We start from the raw sequence: 16,924 nt of genomic DNA on the forward strand, positions 1-16,924 counted from the left end.
GACGCGCCTGCCGGCAGGACTTACTCGATGCGAACTATGGATGACGCATGACGCGAACACAGGAGAAACCGCCGGCTCCTTCGCTTGTGGCGGTCCCATACCAATATGGCCAATTCGTGTCACCTGAAGGCATCTCACGAAGCTGTGTCGGCGTGTGATTTTCAAGCTGCACCGCACAAAAATGCAACAAGCCGGATGCTTGCGGCATCCGGCTTTGCTTGAAGGCTGATTATATCGGGCAATTACAGGCGGTAAGCGATGCTGTCGTTCCAGAAACGGTCCAGACGCTGGAGCATCTTGTTCATTTCCGCGAATTCGCCGGTGCCGATGCCGCCGACCTTTTCGATGGAGCCGATGTGGCGCTCATAGAGGCCTGCTACGGTTTCTGCGATGTCCTGGCCCTTTTCGGTCAGGCTGATGCGAACCGAGCGGCGGTCGATGCGGGAGCGCTGGTGGTTGATGAAGCCGAGGTCTACCAGCTTCTTCACGTTGTAGGACACGTTGGAGCCGAGGTAGTAGCCACGCGAGCGAAGTTCGCCAGCGGTCAGTTCTGAAGTGCCGATGTTGAAAAGCAGAAGCGCCTGAACTGCGTTGACATCATCGCGACCCTGACGGTCGAACTCGTCCTTGATGACATCGAGAAGGCGGCGGTGGAGGCGCTCGACCAGGTGGAGCGATTCCATGTAGAGAGAGCGGATGGTTTCGTCCTGAGCGTCGGAAACGATGGCCTGTGGCTTTGCTTTGCTATTGATCATGACTGCCTCACTGTTTTGTTTGGCGGTGTTTGATTTTGTTTCCCGCCTTGAGAGGAAATCTAAGCAATGCGCATAAAATTCTACTTAAAATGCACGATTAATGAATGGTTACTTGCATGTTCCGCTTTTGATGAAGCTTGTACCAAATCCAAATCGCGCCACAATCGACTTATATTTTTCAATGACTTACGGGTAAAAATCAGGAAAAATCCGGGCTGAATTGCTTTAATTTTATGGTAAATCAATTCTTGAGCGCTCATCGTTTTGGCGCGCATCCAGCCAAAAAGCGACCTGGAATAGTATATAAACGGTTGATACGATGCCGTGCATGACCGGTACCATGGTGTTGTGTCCGTAGATATTCGGCCAGACCTTATACATGGCGATCTGGGTTCCGGCACCGATGACCCACATGACAGCACCCCAGGAGGCACCGAGCCACAGCCCAAGCGCTGCCACGGGGAAAATGACGGCAAGGCTGGTGCCCGCCACGCGCCAAGGCATGTTGAGCATATCGAAGCGCGCCTGCCCGTTCAGCGAATAGCCGGTCAACATCGCCCAATATTGCAGCCCGAACCAGAAACACGACAAGGCCACCAACCTCAGGAAAGTGAGGTAGAGGATTTCCGCAAACGGCATTTTGGGATGAGGCTGAGAATCAGGTTCCATGGCGCGAAGATACTGACCTGTTGGGGATGCGACCAGCAGATATTGCGCTGCGGCACTGCAACTGTCAAAGCCCCGCAACGATCTGCCGCATTCGCATGTGCCTTACATTGTGTTATGGGCAGCAAAATACATGACAAGGGCCGTTTTCAGACGTTGCTGTGACTCTCCGCCCTCATTCCTGTGCTTGTCACAGGAATCCAGTCGTCGCGCGTCTGCGCGGCGGAGTGAGCCTTTTCAGCCCAAAGACTTGGGCTGGCTGGATTCCTGTGACAAGCACAGGAATGAGGAAGAGAATGCAGCGGCGTCTAAAAACGGCCATGCCGCGCCTCATACGCGCGGACATTACCGGATATGGAAGGACATAATGATGAACGACAAGACACATCTGGTGGACCACATTACCGGCCACCGCCGCATGCGCAGAAACCGCAAGGCAGACTGGACGCGACGCTTGGTGCGCGAGAACCAGTTGACGGTGGATGATCTGATCTGGCCGGTGTTCATCGTGCCGGGCACCAATATCATCGAACCCATTCCGGCCATGCCAGGCGTGAACCGCATGAGTGTGGACCGGCTGGTGGAGGCGGCGAAAGAAGCAGCTGATCTCGGCATTCCCGCCATCGCGACCTTCCCCAATATCGAAATGGACCTGCGCGACGAGACCGGATCGCAGTCGCTGGAGGCCAACAACCTCATCAATCAGGCCACCGCTGCCATAAAAAGGTCGGTTGGCAACATCGGCGTCATCACCGATGTCGCGCTGGACCCCTTCACCAGCCACGGCCATGACGGCATTTTGCGCGGCGACGATATCGTCAACGACGAAACCGTGGAGCAGGTCGTCAAGGCCGCGATTATGCAGGCAGATGCCGGTGCCGATATCATTTCACCATCAGAGATGATGGATGGGCGCATCGGCGCCATTCGTCGCGGGCTCGACGCTGCCGGGCACCAGAATGTCGGCATCATGGCTTATGCCACCAAGTTTTCTTCCGGCTTTTACGGCCCTTACCGCGAGGCGATCTGTACCAGCGGCCTGCTTAAGGGTGACAAGAACAGCTATTACATCAACCCCGCCAACGGCATGGAGGCCATGCGCGATGCAGCGCTGGACGTGGAAGAAGGCGCGGACATGCTGATGGTCAAGCCCGGCCTGCCCTATCTCGATATCTGTTGGCGTCTGAAGGAAGCCTTCGGCCTGCCGACCTTCGCCTATCAGGTGTCAGGCGAATACACCCAGATCAAGGCCGCCGCCATGAATGGCTGGATCGAGGGAGACCGGGTGATGATGGAAACGCTGCTGTGCTTCAAACGCGCAGGCTGCGATGGCATCTTGACCTACTTCGCGATCGAGGCCGCCAAAAAACTCGCCAAGGGTTGAACAGGGAGATCATTGCATTGCACGGTTTCGATACCATATTATTTCCCGAATAGGAGAAACCGTCGATGAGCCTCGACCCGAATACCACGTATGTCCCCACCGAAGACTGGCGCGCCTATAGCGGCGTGCTGAGCCGCCGCGTGTTTGCGTTCATCATCGATTACATGATTGTGCTGCTGCTGTGCATTCCCGCCGCCGTGATCGTCTTCTTTCTCGGTGTGATCACGCTGGGCCTCGGCTTCTTCCTCTACCCGGTCCTCTTCTTCGTCGTGGCCGTGCTTTATTTCGGTATGACGCTGGGCAGTTCCGCGCAGGCAACACCGGGCATGCGGGCCATGGGCATCGCCATGGCGCGTACGGATGGTCGGCGAATCGATTTCCTTCTGTCCACCGTGCACATCGCGCTGTTCTGGATCATGAACTCCATCCTCACACCGCTGATCCTGCTGGCAGGCCTGTTTACGGAGCGTTCGCGCCTGATCCATGACTTTCTTTTGGGAACAGTCATGATCCGGACTACCTGAACATCAAAAAAGCCGTTTCGGCGGCTTCAATTTGATGTGCACCACACATCTGCCAGTTGACGTTTTGCGGCTTTTTGTCATTCTGATACAGAGGCTTGACTGAGGCTTACTGGCGAAGGGAGCGATCAGGGTTCGATGAACACGCAGGCGACGCCTTCTCCGCAATTTTATCTGACAGCACCGGCCACCTGCCCCTACCTGCCCGGCCAGCTGGAGCGGAAGGTATTCACGCATCTCGTCGGGCCACGCGCTGCCGAAATGAACGATCTTCTGACCCAGGGCGGCTTTCGCCGCTCTCAGAATATCGCCTACCGCCCAGCCTGCGAAAACTGCCGCGCCTGCGTTTCCGTGCGCATTCTGGCGGAACGTTTCATCCCCACCAAATCCATGCGCCGCGTTCTGGGCTATAACAGCGATCTGGTCGCGAGTGTTCATCAGGCTGAACCATCCACCGAACAGTTCTCGCTCTTCCGCCGCTATCTTGACCACCGCCACCAGTCCGGCGGCATGTCGGATATGTCGGCGCTGGATTACGCGGTCATGGTGGAAGACACCCACGTCAACACCCGCATTATCGAGTATCGCAAGCGCGAACCGGGTGCCGGTATCGATGACAGCAAGCGCGGCGAACTCGTGGCCGTGGCACTGACCGATACGATGAGCGACGGGCTTTCAATGGTCTATTCCTTCTTCAACCCGGAATTCGAAAAACGCTCTCTCGGCACCTTCCTCATTCTCGATCACATTGCCCGCACCCGCACGCTTGGCCTGCCGCATGTCTATCTCGGTTACTGGGTCGATGGCTCCGAGAAAATGGGCTACAAGACCCGCTACCATCCGCAGGAGCATTTGACGCCACGCGGTTGGGAACTTTACGAGCCAACGGCTCCCACGACATGACGACGAGCAGGAAAACGCGTGCCTTCAAGATTTAAGACCACCCTCGCCGCAGGTGCCCTGCTCACACTGCTGGCACCCTCGACCTATGCCCAAACCAGTTGGACGCCCGCAGAGCAGATCAAGACATATGCCATTACAGGCAATTCCGGCATCGATCTCTACCGCTCCATCGGCGAGCGCGGTCCGCAGGCGGGTGTACAGGCGGTTGCTCACACGACATTCAAACTCACATGGCGGCGCGACTATCGCCCACAGCCCGACGGCGCCTGCGTGCTGGCAACCGCGCGCCCGAACCTGACCATCATCTACACATGGCCGAAAGCACCGGCAAAACTTCCGCCAGATGTTTCAGCAAGCTGGCAGCGCTTCATTTCCGGCGTTGAAAAGCACGAGCGCGTGCATGGCGAGCATATTCTCGACATGGTCAAGAAGATCGAGGCCTATAGCGTCGGCTTGCGCGCGGAAGATGATCCAAAGTGCCAGAAGGTACGCGCCGTTCTACAACAGCGGCTGGGCGAGCTTTCCAACGAACAGCGCCAGCGCGGACGGGATTTCGACAAAGACGAGCTTTCGAATGGCGGTGCCGTGCACCAGCTCATTCTGGCCCTGGTCAACGGGCCGTAACGCGCACGGATTACTCCGCCGCCTCACCCTTCAGCACCGGTTCGGCCAATATCGCGACCTCGAGCTCGTAGGAATAACCTTCCAGCATCGTATAGGCCTGCTCGATAACCTCGATTTGTGTCTCGGCATTGCGAATGGCATCGGCAATGGACTGGCTGCGCGCGCGCAGCATGGAGCCCAACACATCCGTCTCCGGCTTGCGACCAAGACGATCCATATGCTTGCGAACGCGGGCGCGGTGACGCTCTAGCTCTAGAATATGAAAGCGGCTTTTGAGAATATCATCCGTCAGCTTGCGACGCATGGCCGCCACGGGATCGAAGCTACCGGGCTCGCGTTCATCCAGAATGAATTCGTTGACCAGCGTTTCCAGCATCAGCAAGCCCTTGAGATCCTTGGCATCTGCCAGTTGCGGGTCATAGCCCGTGTCGTCGAAAACCTTTCGGCGTACAGGGTCTTTCAGCAGATCATAGGCCAGTTGCAGTCTGGCAAACTGATCCGCATCCCCGCCGCTGTCCGGATGGGCGCTCTTGGCCACCTTGCGATAGGCAGACTTGATCGTCGCCTCATCGGCATCGCGCTCAACACCCAGCAAAACATAAGGATCGATCACCGAAACACCTGCACTCGCATTCTCGAAAACAGCCTTTGCCCGCAAGGGACAGCGATGGCTCAAGCGGGATCATACGAAATTTTCCCGGCCCAAGGCACCCCTCTGTTGTGGTTTTGAACGCAAAACGACATTCGCCCTTTCGCTTTCACCAACCGCGATACGCCATTGCCCGCAAATTTGTCCACCGCATGGCGGGCGCGAAAAGGCGCACGACAAATATGTGGAAAGCGCGCCCGGAATATCTACCGAGGCCGGGTTATGCGCTGCTTTCAAGGGGTTATGGCGCATTGCCCGAAACCGGTGTACTTTAGAAATAACTTCTGGAGGGAGGGTCACAACAATGTCGGAAACGATAAGCCAGACGGTTTCAGATTACGTGCAGGCAATGACGTACGCCGATGCCGGTTTGCTGCGGGATGTCTTCGATCCCCGCGCCAGCATCGTCGGCAATTACGAAGGCGCAACCGAATGGCTGTCGCTGGAAGACTTCATCCACCAACTCCGCTCCGCCGATCAGGGCCTGCAGGAACAACACTCCGAATTCGAAATCCTCGGCATAGACAAAACCGGCGACACCGCCTCCGTAAAACTCACCACCCACTTCTCCGGCATGGGTTTTTCCGAATATCTCTCGCTTCTGGAACGCGAAAAAAACTGGACCATCGTCCACAAGCTCTACTACCTGACGGAATGACAGCACCCCTCACCCACAAAAACGCACCATTTTTTCGGCCCCCAAATGAAATTTCCACTTTACACGACCAGAGAATCTGATAATTCCACCCGCACTGGATTGCCCTTGTAGCTCAGTTGGTAGAGCACCTGATTTGTAATCAGGGGGTCACGAGTTCGAACCTTGTCGGGGGCACCAGTATTTTCCCTAAATTATGGCTTCAATTCGCTGCCGCGACACGCCTGCGCATGTGCCGGGTTATTCATACCACCCATAGATGTCGGCCTGTGCTTTGGAAGCGCCGTCTACGCAAAATCCAGCGTCATAACCACCGGGCAATGGTCCGAAGCCTTCGGCCTATCCCACCCCGTCCTTGGATAACGCTCAACCTCCTGCCCCGGCGGAAAGATTGTGCGATAGGGCTGTCCGCCACGGATGATTTCTGGCGCGCTGGTGGCGTTTGCTTCCGCCAGATGCGGTGAGAGCCAGATGTAGTCGAGCTGGCAGAGATGCTGCTCCTGCGGGCCGCGGGAGTGGTACAGCGTCCAGCGGTCCATTTCGTCGCGGCGCAGCATGGGGTTTATGGCGAAACCGTCCTTGCTGAAGATATCGAGCGCGCTGCGCTCTTCCTTCACCGGCGTGAAGCTATAGCCGGTACGGCGGTTGCCAGAGATGGTGACGCGTTCCTGATAGTCGTTCATGTCGCCGCATATGGCGAAATTCTTGGAGCGGGCCTTGTCCGCTCCGAAACGGTTTTCGATGATGCGGCGGATGGCGCGGACTTCGGCTTCGCGCACGGGCATGGTGGAAAGTCGGGCATCGCCTGCCTCCCGCGCATTGGTCATGGATTTCAGATGTGTGACGTAGAGCGTGAACGGTTTGCCGCCGATGCGCAGATCGAGTTCGAGGCAATCGCGTTTGAAAATCTTGTCGTCGATGCGGTTGGTCAGCGCCAGTTCCGGCGTGAACAGTTCAAGCTCGCGATAGGTTAGCGTCGCATGGCTTTTGATCTCGACAAGTTCGATCTTTTCGCCATCCAGCGTTTCCTCGCGCATGATGACGGCGACATCGATGCCACGGCTGTCATTGCCTTCCACCAGATATTTCTGGCGGTAGCCATTGCCCACCATGCGGTAAAGATATCCGTATTCGAACGCCTGAAGCGCGGCCATGTTATCGACTTCCTGCAGGCAGAGAATGTCGGCATCCGCATCGGCAATCGCCAGAGCAGAAAGCTGGCGGGTGTCATCGGTGGAGGCCAGCATGCGCGCGCTTTCCAGCGCCTGATAGGTCGCCTCGTCACGCACATCGAAAAGCTGCATGGCCCGGTCGCGCCGCGTCTGGTTGCGAAAGCCCGTATAATCGAAACGCGTCATCAGGTTTTCGATGTTGAACGTGGCAAGCCGCAGCGACATGAATCATTCCCGGTTGGTCCCGGTCAGACTATCCATTTCTCCTGTCACGGCAAGGATTACAGCCGCCAGGCCGAACGGATCACGATGGGGAAGAGCGAGCCGATGGCGGCGGGTTCGCGGGAATAGGCGCGAAGCACCTGCCCGTCCGGCAGCGTCAGGCGCAGGGCATAACGCTCACCCTCGTAGAGAATGTTGGCGACGCGGCAGGCTATGCCTTCGCCGTCCTGGATCACGTCCTGCGGGCGCACCAGAATATCTCCGCTCGGTGACGACGAGCTTTCACCTGCCATCATTGGCCGCAACTGGCTCCAGTCCAGAGACCTTGGCGCATTTTCCGGCAGCGGCAGAGAGAGTATCGCGCCCTGCCCCACCAGCCCGCCGACGAGCCTGCCTTCGGGGCGGGCGTAGAGTTCCGCCGGTGCTGCCATCTGCAACAGCTTGCCCTCGGACATGACAGCGACGTCGGTCGCGAGTGCCATGGCTTCGGCCTGGTCATGGGTCACATAGACCATGGTTGCGCCTGATGTGGCGTGGAATTCGCGGAAGGTTTCTTCCATTTCCTGGCGCAGATGCCGGTCGAGATTGGCGAGCGGTTCGTCCAGCAGCACGACATCAGGTTCGGTGACGAGGCAACGGGCCAGCGCCACGCGCTGCCGCTGCCCGCCGGAAAGCTCGGATGGGCGGCGGTCCGCATAGGCTTCCAGCCGTACTGTGGCGAGCGCGTCTGCCACCTTGCGCTTGTAGGCTTCACCGGAAATGCCGCGCACCTTCAGCGGGTAACCAGCGTTGTCGGCCACGGTCATATGCGGCCAGAGCGCGTAGGACTGAAACACCATCGCCATGTTGCGGCGTTCCGGCGGCACCATGCTGCCGGCATCGGCCAGCACGCGGTCCCCCAGCAGAATGGCGCCGTCAGTCGGCTGCTCAAAACCGGCAATCATGCGCAAGACGGTGGTCTTGCCGCAGCCGGAAGGGCCGAGCAGCGCCAGAAAGCCGCCTTCGCGAATGGTCATCGACACGTCGTTGACGGCCGGTTTGCCGCCGCCAAAACTCTTGGACAGGCGATTGAGGATCAGTTTCGCCAAGGCACAACTCCCTTCGGCAGCTTTCGGCCGAGCACTTCCAGAAGCAGCATCAGGACGATCACCATCGCCACCACCAGCACGGAGAGTGCCGAAGCCAGATCGAAACTGCCGCTGTCATCGAGATTATAGATCACCACACCCAGCGTCTGCGTGCCTGCGGACCAGAGCAGCGCCGAAACGGTCAGTTCGTTGCAGGCAATGAGGAACACGAGAATGACCGAGGCACCCGCCGCAGGCCCAACCAGCGGCAGAATGATATCGAACATCCGCCGCCAGAACCCTGCCCCCGCCAGCCGTGCCGCCTCTTCCAGTGCGGGGTCGAACTGCGTGAAGGCCGAGACCATCGGCTTCAGGCTGACAGCGAAGAAGGAGGAGAAATAGGCGAGCAGGATGATCCACAGCGTGCCGTAGAGCGTCACGCCCAGCAGCGGAATGGGTGCGGCAAAGAGAAGGACATAGGACACGGAAATGACGACACCCGGCAGCGCATAGGGAATATCCACCAGCGCCGACAGCAGGAACATGAAACGGCTTTTGCCCCGCACCAGAAAATAGGCCGTCAATACCGTCACCGCCAGGAGACAAAGCGATGTTGCCGTGGCGAGAAACAGCGAGTTGGCAAAGGCCGTGCGCGTGACCGCCTGCCGGAACAGAATTTCCTCATAGGCATGCAGCGTCGCGGTTTTGAGGGTCAGCGGCACGCCATAGGCAGGCGCCAGCGAACTGACGACGAGTGCCGTCAACGGTGCGACCAGCATGAAAAAAATGCCGAGCCAGAGCGCCAACTCCGCCAGCATCCGCCAGCCGCCAAGCTGGAAGGTCGCGGCCTTGCCGGACAGGCCGATGATGCGGTAATCGCGCCCCTTCATCGCCCGCTCCTGTATCGCAAGACCAAGGACGGAGATGATGGCGATCATGCCCGAGAGCATGGCGATGTCGCCGAAGGTGCTGCTGCCGAAGCTGGCAAAGCGGCTGTAGATCAGTGTCGGCAGCGTGAAGATCGAGGCCGGAATACCGAGAATCGCGGGAATGCCGAAATTGCCGACGCCTGACACGAAGGAGATGGCCGCACCCGCAATCAGCCCCGGCATGGCCAGCGGCAGAATGATGTCTTTCAGCACCTGCCAGGAAGATGCGCCGGAAAGCTTGGCCGCCTCGATACCATCCTGTGGCAAGGCCAGCAGCCCGGCGCGAAGCGACAGATAAACCAGCGGCGCATGCTGCACGCCCAGCAGCAGCGCAATGCCAGCAATGGAATACAGCGGCTGTGGCGAGCCCAAGGGCGGCGCAAGACCGATGGCCTTCAGCAGTGTGCTAGATGGCCCCGTCATGCCGATCCATGACAGCGCCGTCACCTGCGGCGGTATCATCATCGGCAGCATGAAGAGAAAGCTTAGCGCCGACTTGGCTCTGATATCGCACAGCGTCAGCGCCAGCGCGAAACCGGCCCCGATGGTAAGCGAAATGACCATGCCGAAGAAGGATGTGGACAGCGTGTTCACCACCGCGTTCCACAGCGCCGGGTCGCTCAGCAGCGGCCACATGTCACCTTTCAGTGACGAAAGGATACCGGTATAGGCCAGCCGTCCCAGCGGCAGGGCGCTCAGCATGAAAACGACTGAAACCACAAAGGGAAACAGCCAGCGCGGCTGGCTGTTTCCTGTCTTGGACACGCTTTGCATGAATGCAGATCAGCCCTTGGAGCCGAAGATATCCGAGAAGGTTTTCAGGTCCTTTTCCGAGTTCTTCAGCGCTTCGGGCGCATTGATCGGCAGCACCTTGATCTTGTCGCGTGCCGGAAAGCCTTCCGGCAGGGCAACGTCGTTGCGGGCTGGAATATAGCCGAGCTTGACGAAGCCTTCCTGGCCCTTGGCAGAGAGGACATAATCCACGAACTTCTTGGCGGCTTCGGCATGCTTGGTGTTGGCCAGAATGCCAACGGGCTCTGTTACGGCCGAAACGCCCTCTTCCGGGAATACGAATTCTACCGGCGCGCCCTTCGCCTTTTCGCGGATCGGCATGTAATCGACCACGACGCCATAGGCTTTTTCGCCCGATGCGACAGACTTCAGCACGGCACCGTTGCCACCAGCGGCAATCGCGCCATTTTCCTTGAGCGCCTTGTAATAATCCCAGCCGAGGCTGCTGACGCCAGCCAGCGTCTGCGCATGGATGAGAGCGGCACCAGAGGTCAGCGGGCTTGGCATGGTCACAAGGCCCTTGGCTTCCGGCTTTGCCAGATCCTTCCAACTCGTCGGCTTCATCGCTGCCTGCGTGTTATACATGATGCCGGTTGTGATGAGCTTGGTGGAGTAATAATAGCCATCGGCATCATAGAAGGCCGCATCGTAATGGGCAGCTTCCGGCGACTTGTAGGCCAGAAGCTGCTTGTTCTGCTTCATGCGCTCCAGCGTGACCGTGTCGGCAATCAGCAGCACGTCGGCGACGGGGTTGCCCGCTTCGATCTCGGCCATCAGCTTTGCCATGATCTTCGGCGTTCCGTCACGCACCCACTGAATGTCGATGTTTGGGTTGGCAGCCTTGAAGCCATCGACGGTTGCCTGCGCATCCTCGTTCGGCTGGCTGGTGTAAAGCACCAGATCAGCCGCCTGGGCGCTACCGACGAGAATACCCAGCGAAACGATGGCCGTGAAGGCGGAGAGAAGCGTTTTCATAAATGCGGTTCCAGTTGCGATCTGGCACCGCTAAAACACAAATCCATAACATGTATGTGACAGGCAGGCTTTGCGCACCCCTTACAGGGTGACAGTCCCCTCGATCAACACCGTCACCGCACCACCGATCCAGATATCGTCACCGATCTTGTCGATACTCACGCGCCCTGCCCGGCCTAGAACAGTGCCCTGGCTTGCCACGTAGTTGTGCGGCGCGATTCCATGGCCGATCAGCCATTGCGCGATGCCTGCATTCAAGCTGCCGGTGACCGGGTCTTCATACCCATCAGCAAAGGCTCTCAGCTCAAAATCTGCCTCGATAGCGTCATCCGCACCACAGGGTGCCGCCACGCCAACCTTGAAGCCGCCAAGGACCGCATAGTTCGGCTTGATGTTCAAAATATCCTGCCGGGAGCGCAGCAGAAGGGAAACCCAGCCGGGGCCGTTATCCGTCCAGTTCGCATCGACAACGGCGTCTTTCGCAAGACCAAGACCCGCGATGACGTTTTCCAGCGTTTCGGCATCCACCGAGCCGGATTTGCGCAAGGGCGGCGCGGCAAAAGCGAGCTTGCCGTCAGACACCCTGATCCGAACCAGACCCACCTCGCACTCCTGCACCACTTCGCTCTTGTCTGCCGTGCCCTGACGTGAAAGCCAGACATGGCATGTGCCAAGCGTTGGATGGCCGGCAAATGGCAACTCACCATGCGGCGTAAAAATCCGCACCCGATAATCGGCATCCGGCGATGTCGGTTTCAGCAGAAACGTCGTTTCACTCAGATTCGTCCAGTTGGCGAAGGCCGCCATCTGCGCATCCGACAGGCCATCCGCATCACACACGACTGCGAGAGGATTGCCCTTGAGTGGTTCTGCCGAGAAGACATCGACTTGCTGGAATGCGTGCTGGCTGGTCATGAGCGAACCCTTTCTTGGGAATCTGGAGACACAAGTGTTCGTCACCCTCGGGCTTGTCCCGAGGGTCTAACCACGTTTGGTGTTGGGGTGCCTTAAATCCTCGGGACAAGCCCGAGGATGACGTAAAAAAGTTGCTGCTTAAACCAGCGGCATCGTCGCGTTGGACGTCGTTTCCGCTCCAGCAATCAAACGACCGAGGCGTTTGATGCCTTCATCGATCATCTGTTCGTTGGCGCAGGAGAAGCTGACGCGCAAGGTGTTGGCACCCGACCCATCGGCAAAGAACGCCTTGCCCGGCACAAAGGCGACGCGCTCCGTGGATAGCGACTTGGCAAGAAGCTCCGCCCCATCCATGCCTTCCGGCAGGGTGACCCAAACGAACATGCCGCCTTCCGGCTTCGTCCAGCGGGCAGACTTTGGCATGTACTTTTCGAGGGCGACCAGCATTGCATCGCGGCGCGCGCTATACGCGGCCTTGATCTTGGCAACCTGTTTGTCGAAACCGCGAGAGGCGACATGCTCGACGGCCATCTGGTTGATGGTCGAAGAATGCAGGTCTGCCGCCTGCTTCATCAGCACCAGCTTGCGAATGACAGGCATGGCCGCAACCACAAAGCCAACGCGCAGGCCCGGCGCCAGCGTCTTGGAGAAGCTGCCGGAATAGATCGTGCGGGTCTTTTCGATGGTGCCGTTACGGGCGATATCCAGCGCCAGAATCGGCGTGACGGGCTCGCCATCGAAACGCAGGTTCTGATAGGCCGCATCTTCCAGAACGGCGATATCCAGCTCGTCGGCCAATTCCAGCAGCTTCTTGCGACCGGCCAGATCGACGGTTTCGCCGGTCGGGTTGGAGAAGTCAGCCGAGAGATAGGCGAACTTCACCGAACCACCAGCCTTAGCAGCGGCATCGCGATAGGTCTGCGGTGTGCGGTTTCCGTTCGGATTCAGCTGGTCGTAGGTCGGCTCATAGGCGTTGAAGGCCGAGAGCGCGCCGAGATAGGTCGGCCACGTCACCAGCGCCGTATCGTTGGGCGAGAGGAACAGCTTGCCGAGGTAATCCAGCGCCTGCTGCGAACCGGATGTGATAAAGACGTTATCGACCGAGCATTCGATGCCGATCTTCGCCATATCCTGCACGATCCATTCGCGCAGCGGCTTGTAGCCTTCGCTGACGGAATATTGCAGAGCCGAATTGACCTGCGGGCCCGAGAAAATATCAGCGTAAGCCTGCTTGAATTCCTGGTCTGGAAACAGCGCCGGGTCAGGAATACCGCCAGCAAAGGAAATGATATCCGGCTGCTCCAGCAGCTTCAGCAATTCGCGGATTTCAGACGCCTTCATGCGCGAAGAGCGCGTGGCGAATATTTGTTCCCAATCGAGCATGGGTTCGTTTCCTCTTGTTTCGTTTTCTTGCGCATATATGTATCGAAACACTGATAGGTCAGCAATACTGACTTATCGATTTTCGGTACGGTTTTTCAGCTTTTCTGCGCAGCCTCCCAGATGGCGCACCCGCAATACATCTTTGGCCCAGAGTCTACAATCGGCATCACGATGGATTGACGGCGAGGCAATTTCCGGGTCGATTGCAAACCACTGATTTGAAGCATGACGGAGGATACAATGCTCAAGAATATCGACCCGGCTCTCAACGCCGATGTGCTGCACGCGCTGCGCGCCATGGGCCACGCCGACACGCTTGTCATCACAGACACCAACTTTCCATCCGACAGCATCTCCCAGCACACGGTGGTCGGTCAGGTTCTGCGCATGGAAAACATCTCCGCCGCCCGCGCCATGAAAGCCATCCTCTCGGTCTTCCCCCTCGACACCCCCATCCAGCCCTCCGTCGGCCGCATGGAAGTCATGGGCGCGCCAGACCAGATCGAGCCGGTGCAGGCCGAAGTGCAGGCCGAAATCGACGCCGCCGAAGGCGAATCCGCACCCATGTACGGCATCGAGCGCTTTGCGTTTTATGAGCAGGCAAAAGATGCATACTGCGTGATTACCACGGGTGAAACGCGGTTTTATGGCTGCTTTATTCTGACGAAGGGTGTGATTGCGCCGTCTCAGGCATAGTGGAAACGGCACTGGAGGATCTCCAGTCGCTGCTCATCACCACTGCCTGCCACGCGATAAACAAAACGGTGCTCGCCGGTAATGCGGCGAGACCAGAAGCCGGACAAATCCCCTTTTAGCGGTTCCGGCTTTCCTAACCCTGCAAAGGGCGTTCTCTTTGCATTCTTGATGATCTCATTGATCTTTTCGACCATCCGCAGATCGGTCTTTTGCCAGAACTCGTAATCGTCCCAGGCATGTTCGGTCCAGACCAGCGTCATTCTTCAGTCGGGTCACGCTCGATGACATCACCCTTGCGAAGCTGATCCATGCTGGCCCGCAACCGCTCCGCATTGGCGGGGTTGGAAAGAAGATGTAGCGTTTCCTGCATGCTTTCATATTCCCCCTCGGCAAGCACCACCACCGCTTCCCTACCCTGTCGCGTCACGAGCAACGGCGCACGCGATTCCAGCACCGCATCGAAATGCGTTGCAAAGTTCTGGCGGAATTCGGTGAAGCGGACATTTGGCATGGGAGCCTCTTGGGTGATTTTTATGTACAGATATATGTACGCTCATAAGAATTAGATATCAAGCTGCCCTGTTTGAGGGACCGTCAAGCTAAGGATATCCTCGACCAAACATCCCATACTCAACGTCATCCTCGGGCTTGTCCCGAGGATCTGATCACCGTTCAGCGGATGCAACGTTGGCAGATGCCCGGGACAAGCCCGAGCATGACGGCATTGGTTGCCGCCTGCCTTACCGCCCAAAACCAAAAGGCCGGAGCTTCCGCTCCGGCCTTTCGCAAATTTATCCCAGCAATGAAGCTTAGTTCACAGCCTTGTCAACCAGCTTGTTCTTGCCGATCCAAGGCATCATGCCGCGCAGCTTTGCGCCGACTTCTTCGATCTGGTGAACGTCGTTCATGCGGCGGATGCCCTTGAAGCGGGCGGCGCCGGAGCGGTATTCCTGCATCCAGTCGGAGGTGAACTTGCCGGTCTGGATGTCGTGCAGGACGCGCTTCATTTCAGCCTTTGTTTCAGCGGTGATGATGCGCGGGCCGGTGACGTATTCGCCCCATTCTGCCGTGTTGGAGATGGAGTAGTTCATGTTGGCGATGCCGCCTTCGTAGATCAGGTCTACGATGAGCTTCACTTCGTGCAGGCACTCGAAGTAAGCCATTTCAGGCGCATAACCGCCTTCGACCAGCGTTTCGAAACCGGCGCGGATCAACTCGACGAGACCGCCGCACAGAACGACCTGTTCGCCGAAGAGGTCGGTTTCGCACTCTTCCTTGAAGTTGGTTTCGATGATGCCGGAGCGACCGCCGCCAACGCCGCAGGCGTAGGAGAGAGCAACTTCAAGAGCATTGCCGGATGCGTTCTGGTGAACGGCAACGAGGCAAGGAACGCCGCCGCCCTTCTGGTATTCGCCGCGAACCGTGTGGCCTGGGCCCTTCGGTGCGATCATGACGACGTCGAGCGAAGCCTTTGGCTCGATGAGGCCGAAGTGAACGTTGAGGCCGTGGGCGAATGCAATCGCGGCACCGTCACGAATGTTGTCGGCAATCTCTGCCTTGTAGATGTCAGCCTGGAGTTCGTCAGGTGTTGCCATCATCAAAAGGTCGGCCCACTTGGCAGCTTCGGCAACGGTCATGACCTTGAAGCCATCGGCTTCTGCCTTCTTGATGGTGCCGGAACCAGCCTTCAACGCGATGGCGATGTTCTTCTGGCCGCTGTCCTTCAGGTTCAGCGCATGGGCGCGACCCTGGGAACCATAACCGACGATGGCGACATTCTTCGCCTTGATGAGATTGAGATCGGCATCACGATCGTAATAGACGCGCATTTCGGTAGTCCTTCCTTGGATATTTGACGTTGTTTAGACCGGAACTCAGGCGACCTTTCCACCAGTTTCCGAATGTACCTTCTCCGTGCCGTAAAGCGTCAGAAAGGCCGATACGGCCTTGCGTGCCCGGGCAGAAAAATCCTTTGCCTGCTGCGCTTCACCCAACAGCATGCGCACATGCAGGTCGGAAACGATCAGGCCATAAAAGCTGCGATAGGCGTCTTCGAGATCATCGAAACGCAAATAGCCGGAGCGGCGACCGGCCTCGATAAGACCGCGTGCACGCTTGTCGATCTGGCGGCGACCACGCTCCAGAAGCAGGTTGCCCAGCTTCGAGCCATCCCGGCTGGCCTGCCCGATGGCGAGACGGTTCAGCGCAAGCGAAACATCGCCCGCCAGAACATCCAGCAAATCATGAGCAAAGACTTCGAGGTGGTCGGTCAGCTGCGGCGCAGAAACGCGGTCCCCTGCCTTCTCGAAGGTGCGGACCTTGCTCTGCTGAAAAGTGATCATCGCGGCCAGCAGACCGTCACGGTCACCGAACCACTTGTAAAGGCTTTCCTTGGAACAGTTGGCGGCGCGCGCTAAGCCCGATGTGGTTAGCGCTTTCTCCCCGCCCTCGACCAGAAGACGCAAAGCCTGCTCCAGAACGGCGTTCTGACGCGGCGAAAATTCCTGCGCTGTGATCGGATCGGTCCCCACCTTGTCCACTCCACCTGAGACGTTATGTACCGTACGGTACGGTTCGAGTGTTGTTTAAGGGGAGCGGCGAAAAGGGTCAAGAGGT

The 16,924-nt window shown here is 58.1% G+C and carries 19 protein-coding genes and 1 tRNA gene; 7 read left to right on the forward strand and 13 right to left on the reverse strand.

Going from position 1 to position 16,924, the window contains the following annotated elements:
* Positions 1-242 precede the first annotated feature (242 nt).
* Both ldtR and AC27VJ_RS11655 read right to left on the reverse strand, forming a co-directional pair.
* Positions 243-752, reverse strand: coding sequence for a transcriptional regulator LdtR (gene ldtR, locus AC27VJ_RS11650; RefSeq protein WP_173645921.1), 510 nt, complete (start codon positions 750-752; stop codon positions 243-245).
* 234 nt (positions 753-986) lie between these two features.
* Entirely contained in the window at positions 987-1,424 is a 438-nt protein-coding gene (locus tag AC27VJ_RS11655) for a DUF6163 family protein (RefSeq protein WP_488684151.1), read from the reverse strand.
* A 367-nt stretch (positions 1,425-1,791) separates the two neighbouring features.
* Between AC27VJ_RS11655 and hemB the strand changes: the two genes are divergently transcribed.
* The 4 genes from hemB (at position 1,792) to AC27VJ_RS11675 (ending at position 4,853) form a co-directional block, all read left to right on the forward strand.
* Complete coding sequence (hemB, locus tag AC27VJ_RS11660) at positions 1,792-2,805, forward strand: porphobilinogen synthase (protein ID WP_488684152.1); 1,014 nt, start codon at positions 1,792-1,794, stop codon at positions 2,803-2,805.
* Positions 2,806-2,870: 65 nt separating this feature from the next.
* Entirely contained in the window at positions 2,871-3,329 is a 459-nt protein-coding gene (locus AC27VJ_RS11665) for an RDD family protein (protein WP_113087819.1), read from the forward strand.
* 135 nt (positions 3,330-3,464) lie between these two features.
* A complete protein-coding gene (locus AC27VJ_RS11670; RefSeq protein ID WP_353579227.1) occupies positions 3,465-4,229 on the forward strand; it encodes an arginyltransferase in 765 nt (254 codons plus the stop codon).
* A gap of 57 nt (positions 4,230-4,286) precedes the next feature.
* Positions 4,287-4,853 (forward strand): DUF922 domain-containing Zn-dependent protease, encoded by a 567-nt coding sequence (locus AC27VJ_RS11675; RefSeq protein WP_488684341.1) that lies wholly within the window; start codon positions 4,287-4,289, stop codon positions 4,851-4,853.
* 10 nt (positions 4,854-4,863) lie between these two features.
* On the opposite strand, the gene AC27VJ_RS11680 is transcribed toward AC27VJ_RS11675, so the two are convergent.
* On the reverse strand, positions 4,864-5,466 hold the full coding sequence (locus AC27VJ_RS11680) for a J domain-containing protein (RefSeq protein ID WP_353579254.1): 603 nt from the start codon (positions 5,464-5,466) through the stop codon (positions 4,864-4,866).
* Positions 5,467-5,806: 340 nt separating this feature from the next.
* Here AC27VJ_RS11680 and AC27VJ_RS11685 point away from each other — a divergent pair, with 340 nt between their 5' ends.
* Together AC27VJ_RS11685 and AC27VJ_RS11690 are read left to right on the forward strand one after the other, a co-directional pair.
* Positions 5,807-6,160: a nuclear transport factor 2 family protein gene (locus tag AC27VJ_RS11685; protein ID WP_488684153.1), complete on the forward strand. Its 354-nt coding sequence runs from the start codon at positions 5,807-5,809 to the stop codon at positions 6,158-6,160.
* 101 nt (positions 6,161-6,261) lie between these two features.
* A tRNA-Thr gene (locus AC27VJ_RS11690) sits at positions 6,262-6,337 on the forward strand.
* Positions 6,338-6,444: 107 nt separating this feature from the next.
* Here the strand turns inward: AC27VJ_RS11690 and AC27VJ_RS11695 are convergent.
* The 6 genes from AC27VJ_RS11695 to AC27VJ_RS11720 all read right to left on the reverse strand — a co-directional run bounded on the left by AC27VJ_RS11695 (position 6,445) and on the right by AC27VJ_RS11720 (position 13,612).
* A complete protein-coding gene (locus AC27VJ_RS11695; protein WP_488684154.1) occupies positions 6,445-7,554 on the reverse strand; it encodes an endonuclease/exonuclease/phosphatase family protein in 1,110 nt (369 codons plus the stop codon).
* A 56-nt stretch (positions 7,555-7,610) separates the two neighbouring features.
* Entirely contained in the window at positions 7,611-8,639 is a 1,029-nt protein-coding gene (locus AC27VJ_RS11700; protein ID WP_488684155.1) for an ABC transporter ATP-binding protein, read from the reverse strand.
* Entirely contained in the window at positions 8,627-10,321 is a 1,695-nt protein-coding gene (locus AC27VJ_RS11705; protein WP_488684156.1) for an ABC transporter permease, read from the reverse strand. The genes AC27VJ_RS11700 and AC27VJ_RS11705 overlap by 13 nt, the downstream gene beginning before the upstream one ends.
* Before the next feature lie 9 nt (positions 10,322-10,330).
* Positions 10,331-11,314: an ABC transporter substrate-binding protein gene (locus AC27VJ_RS11710; RefSeq protein WP_488684157.1), complete on the reverse strand. Its 984-nt coding sequence runs from the start codon at positions 11,312-11,314 to the stop codon at positions 10,331-10,333.
* Positions 11,315-11,395: 81 nt separating this feature from the next.
* Positions 11,396-12,229, reverse strand: a complete 834-nt coding sequence (locus tag AC27VJ_RS11715) for a PhzF family phenazine biosynthesis protein (protein ID WP_488684158.1) — start codon at positions 12,227-12,229, stop codon at positions 11,396-11,398.
* A gap of 138 nt (positions 12,230-12,367) precedes the next feature.
* Positions 12,368-13,612, reverse strand: coding sequence for an aminotransferase-like domain-containing protein (locus AC27VJ_RS11720; protein WP_488684159.1), 1,245 nt, complete (start codon positions 13,610-13,612; stop codon positions 12,368-12,370).
* 240 nt (positions 13,613-13,852) lie between these two features.
* Here AC27VJ_RS11720 and AC27VJ_RS11725 point away from each other — a divergent pair, with 240 nt between their 5' ends.
* Positions 13,853-14,308, forward strand: a complete 456-nt coding sequence (locus AC27VJ_RS11725) for an RbsD/FucU family protein (protein WP_488684160.1) — start codon at positions 13,853-13,855, stop codon at positions 14,306-14,308.
* Here the strand turns inward: AC27VJ_RS11725 and AC27VJ_RS11730 are convergent.
* The 4 genes from AC27VJ_RS11730 to AC27VJ_RS11745 form a co-directional block, all read right to left on the reverse strand.
* Positions 14,299-14,568 carry a Txe/YoeB family addiction module toxin gene (locus AC27VJ_RS11730; protein ID WP_488684161.1) on the reverse strand — a complete coding sequence of 90 codons (270 nt, stop codon included), beginning with the start codon at positions 14,566-14,568 and terminating at the stop codon, positions 14,299-14,301. The genes AC27VJ_RS11725 and AC27VJ_RS11730 overlap by 10 nt on opposite strands.
* Complete coding sequence (locus AC27VJ_RS11735; protein ID WP_488684162.1) at positions 14,565-14,819, reverse strand: type II toxin-antitoxin system Phd/YefM family antitoxin; 255 nt, start codon at positions 14,817-14,819, stop codon at positions 14,565-14,567. Before AC27VJ_RS11735 ends, AC27VJ_RS11730 begins: the two co-directional genes overlap by 4 nt.
* 298 nt (positions 14,820-15,117) lie before the next feature.
* Positions 15,118-16,137, reverse strand: coding sequence for a ketol-acid reductoisomerase (gene ilvC, locus AC27VJ_RS11740; RefSeq protein ID WP_353578129.1), 1,020 nt, complete (start codon positions 16,135-16,137; stop codon positions 15,118-15,120).
* A 45-nt stretch (positions 16,138-16,182) separates the two neighbouring features.
* Positions 16,183-16,839 (reverse strand): TetR/AcrR family transcriptional regulator, encoded by a 657-nt coding sequence (locus tag AC27VJ_RS11745; protein ID WP_062450018.1) that lies wholly within the window; start codon positions 16,837-16,839, stop codon positions 16,183-16,185.
* Positions 16,840-16,924: the final 85 nt, after the last annotated feature.

The sequence above is a fragment of the Agrobacterium sp. 20P9.1.2 genome, assembly GCF_057799395.1.

Coding starts and splice junctions, on each gene's coding strand:
- AC27VJ_RS11730 (WP_488684161.1), bottom strand. CDS start 14,568: ATGACGCTGGTCTGGACCGAACATGCCTGGGACGATTACGAGTTCTGG.
- hemB (WP_488684152.1), top strand. CDS start 1,792: ATGAACGACAAGACACATCTGGTGGACCACATTACCGGCCACCGCCGC.
- AC27VJ_RS11695 (WP_488684154.1), bottom strand. CDS start 7,554: ATGTCGCTGCGGCTTGCCACGTTCAACATCGAAAACCTGATGACGCGT.
- AC27VJ_RS11710 (WP_488684157.1), bottom strand. CDS start 11,314: ATGAAAACGCTTCTCTCCGCCTTCACGGCCATCGTTTCGCTGGGTATT.
- ilvC (WP_353578129.1), bottom strand. CDS start 16,137: ATGCGCGTCTATTACGATCGTGATGCCGATCTCAATCTCATCAAGGCG.
- AC27VJ_RS11725 (WP_488684160.1), top strand. CDS start 13,853: ATGCTCAAGAATATCGACCCGGCTCTCAACGCCGATGTGCTGCACGCG.
- AC27VJ_RS11655 (WP_488684151.1), bottom strand. CDS start 1,424: ATGGAACCTGATTCTCAGCCTCATCCCAAAATGCCGTTTGCGGAAATC.
- AC27VJ_RS11715 (WP_488684158.1), bottom strand. CDS start 12,229: ATGACCAGCCAGCACGCATTCCAGCAAGTCGATGTCTTCTCGGCAGAA.
- AC27VJ_RS11735 (WP_488684162.1), bottom strand. CDS start 14,819: ATGCCAAATGTCCGCTTCACCGAATTCCGCCAGAACTTTGCAACGCAT.
- AC27VJ_RS11685 (WP_488684153.1), top strand. CDS start 5,807: ATGTCGGAAACGATAAGCCAGACGGTTTCAGATTACGTGCAGGCAATG.
- AC27VJ_RS11670 (WP_353579227.1), top strand. CDS start 3,465: ATGAACACGCAGGCGACGCCTTCTCCGCAATTTTATCTGACAGCACCG.
- AC27VJ_RS11705 (WP_488684156.1), bottom strand. CDS start 10,321: ATGCAAAGCGTGTCCAAGACAGGAAACAGCCAGCCGCGCTGGCTGTTT.
- AC27VJ_RS11665 (WP_113087819.1), top strand. CDS start 2,871: ATGAGCCTCGACCCGAATACCACGTATGTCCCCACCGAAGACTGGCGC.
- AC27VJ_RS11720 (WP_488684159.1), bottom strand. CDS start 13,612: ATGCTCGATTGGGAACAAATATTCGCCACGCGCTCTTCGCGCATGAAG.